Origin of the sequence: Symbiopectobacterium sp. (genome assembly GCF_051710365.1) — a bacterium.
GTDB lineage: Bacteria > Pseudomonadota > Gammaproteobacteria > Enterobacterales > Enterobacteriaceae > Symbiopectobacterium.
Genome location: NZ_JBPETA010000280.1, coordinates 1 through 2940, shown reverse-complemented (window position 1 = coordinate 2940; position 2940 = coordinate 1). Strand labels below are relative to the sequence as shown.

Here is a 2940-nt window from a genome sequence, read left to right as displayed (position 1 = left end):
TATTAAACCAGTTTAGGGCATTAAACAACGGTGGAGCGCATCTTGTCGCAGATGCCAAACACGAGCAATTTTCTCAGGACACGATTTCCAGAGCATTTTTGAAAGCACGTCGATTATCAGGACTAACATGGGAACGTAACGCTCCTTCATTTCACGAAATCAGGAGCCTTGCCGCACGTCTCTACACTGATGAGAAAGGGAGGGATTATGCGCAAAAACTGCTAGGACATAAGTCCTCAGAGATGACCGATAAGTATCGCGATGTAAGAGCGGCAGAGTGGGCTGAGATTGAATAATTTCGACTGAATTTCGAGTAATTTCGATCGATTGCTTGTAACTCTCTGAATCTAAATGCCGTAATTTTCATCCCGCTGTAAGGAAAGCAGCGGGACGGATTGATGAGATTGCCCAGCATGAATAAAAAGTGAAACTTCGAGCTTATCGCAGCCCGCCGCCTGTAATCGCCATGACAGCTCACGAACGCCATCAACCATCCGACGCTGGCGTCGGTGCTGCCGCAACGCTTCGCGCTGTACCTCGGGTAACGCCAATTCCCACCGCTCCAGCGATTGCTCCCACTCTCCCACGGATAAAAACAGCACGGGCGCAGTGGGGTGCGCCTCTGTCACCTCAACCTGTAAAAAGTCTGTCGCAGCACTATTGATATACCCCTCGTTCCACCACACCGAAGGGCTGGAGGCATAATAGTGTTGAAAAGCATGGCGGCAGGTAAACAAGGTATTGAGCGTAAACAGCCCACCGTAGGAATGGCCAAATAAGGCTTCTCTCCTGGGATCGACAGAAAACGCTTGCCGGATATAGGGCTTCAGCTCATGTTGAATGAACGCCAGAAATGCCTCTGACTGCCCTGCCAGCCCGATCGGGTAGTATCCGCAGCGAGGATTTGGCTCAGGAACCCGCTGCGCCACTGCCGGACGATAATCCCGTTCACGCAGCGTCCCTTCCAGATAACCGATCGCCACCACGACCCCCGGTGTCATACAACAACGCGGACGCGCCAATGTCCGCATCAGGGTTTCCGCCACCGGGAAGTGTACGTCTCCATCAAGCAGATAAATCACCGGCCATCCCTGCTCTGGCGCTGGCTCATCGGGCCAGGCGATAAACAGCTGGTAGTCCCCCGCAGGTGGAAGAAGTGAAAATCTCCTTCCGCGTTGGATAATGCTGATACAAAAATGACACTCCTCTTGTTCTGTTCCCTGTCCTGACCCGTCGTGAGGCTGAAAAAAAACAGCTCAGCCCGGCAACTGTAATCCCAGCGCACGCAGCATAGTCTCCAGTTTCCCCGCGATCTCTTCCCACTCTTTTTGCGCATCAGAACCTTCTACGATCCCGGCACCGGCAAAAAAACGCACCTGCTGCTGCCGGATGATGGCACTGCGGATGATAATAGCCCATTCACCGTCGCCGTGTTCATCGCTCCATCCCACAATACCGCTGAATAATCCGCGATCGTAGGGTTCCAATTCAGCGATCAACTGCCGTGCGGCTGCCGTCGGCGTACCGCACATCGCCGGAGTGGGATGCAGTAAACAAGCCAACTGCATGACACTATTATCCGTTTGGCACAGCTCACCTTCAATAGGCGAGGAAAGATGCCACATGGTGTTGGTTGCTAACAGTGAAGGGGTAGACGGTGTGATTAGTTGACGGCACAGAGGGCGTAAATGCCGGGCAATATCGTCCACGACCATTCGGTGTTCCTGCTGATCTTTATGCGAATCCAGTAATTGCTGACACTGAAGTTTATCGCGCTGCGGGTCTTGATGACGACAAATTGAACCAGCCAAGGGGTTACTCCAGATACGTCGCGCATTTTTGCGGATTAACAATTCTGGACTGGCCCCGATTAAAACGCCTCCCTCCGGCAGAGGCAGGGAAAAGTGATAAGCATGGGGATTTTGCACCCGCAAATTGTTCATCACAGCCAAGCAATCTATAGGCTGTGCAACGTCCACATCCAGCAGACGCGATAACACCACTTTGCGAATTTCCCCCTGACGCACACAACGTAGTGCAGCCCCTACGGCAGTTTGAAAATGCCGGGCATCAGGCATGCTGTTTACATGTGTGATCGTGGTCGTTGGGCTCACACAGTTGCAGGATGCAAGCGAGGCATCGGCCTGTCTGAGGGAGAAATGGTAGTACTGCGGAATGAACAAGCAGGATGGACGGCGGGTATCAAAAGGAATCGCACCGACTACAATTGGTGCGGACACGCCTTGTGCCCGTGCTCGCGCCATGGTGGCTTGTATCTTTTGCCACAGCGATTGGCCATTATCACCGTCGGTTTGTGCAGGTTGTGAAATTTGTTCAAAAATGCCCGATGCGATCACACATCGGTGCGCGGAGTAATAGGAGAAATCTACCGGTCTTTCCGGCGGGTTACTGGCTTGGGTTACAATAGCATCAAACATCGTGTCACCTTAAATGATGAATAAAACACGTCTGATTGATCTCATGCGGATACTCACATCTTGTGAAACGGATCATTATTTTTCGCACGCCCTCAAGTAACTTATAAATATCAATCATCAATAAAACGATTTTTTGTTTTAAAATCCATCCCTACATACAAAGTCACATTCCCCCCCGCCAGCCCGAGTAGAGCGTTGCATGGTTCCCACGCTAACAGGTTATTCTAATTGAGAATTATTATCAATACTGGGCGTTAAGAGATAATAGTGTTGTCATGAAAACAGAAATAAAAAACGAGAGAGAGTGAGATAAAAAGACATGTCAATATACAATGCGCACTAATAATCCTTGACACTGCATACAAAAACATACTTGTAATGGCTTTGTTGAATAAATAGAAAGTTTGGGTAATCATCGGAACAGATCACCATAGTTGTTTCAAAATCAGGTCTCCATGGCAAAACAAAATTTTAAAATCACTAACTGGCCCTCCTATAACAA

The 2940-nt window shown here is 49.8% G+C and carries 3 protein-coding genes; 1 reads left to right on the top strand and 2 read right to left on the bottom strand.

Annotated features, from left to right (window positions below; translation table 11 throughout):
• The coding region (locus ACTBDZ_RS16625; protein WP_438816120.1) for a tyrosine-type recombinase/integrase at positions 1–296 on the top strand (296 nt) is incomplete at its 5' end.
• A gap of 51 nt (positions 297–347) precedes the next feature.
• Here ACTBDZ_RS16625 and ACTBDZ_RS16620 read toward each other — a convergent pair.
• Both ACTBDZ_RS16620 and ACTBDZ_RS16615 read right to left on the bottom strand, forming a co-directional pair.
• Positions 348–1082, bottom strand: coding sequence for an alpha/beta hydrolase (locus ACTBDZ_RS16620; protein ID WP_438816119.1), 735 nt, complete (start codon positions 1080–1082; stop codon positions 348–350).
• A 174-nt stretch (positions 1083–1256) separates the two neighbouring features.
• Entirely contained in the window at positions 1257–2438 is a 1182-nt protein-coding gene (locus ACTBDZ_RS16615; protein ID WP_438816118.1) for an isochorismate synthase, read from the bottom strand.
• Positions 2439–2940: the final 502 nt, after the last annotated feature.

Excerpts from the sequence above, each read along its gene's own strand:
- ACTBDZ_RS16615 (WP_438816118.1), bottom strand. The coding sequence starts at position 2,438 with ATGTTTGATGCTATTGTAACCCAAGCCAGTAACCCGCCGGAAAGACCG.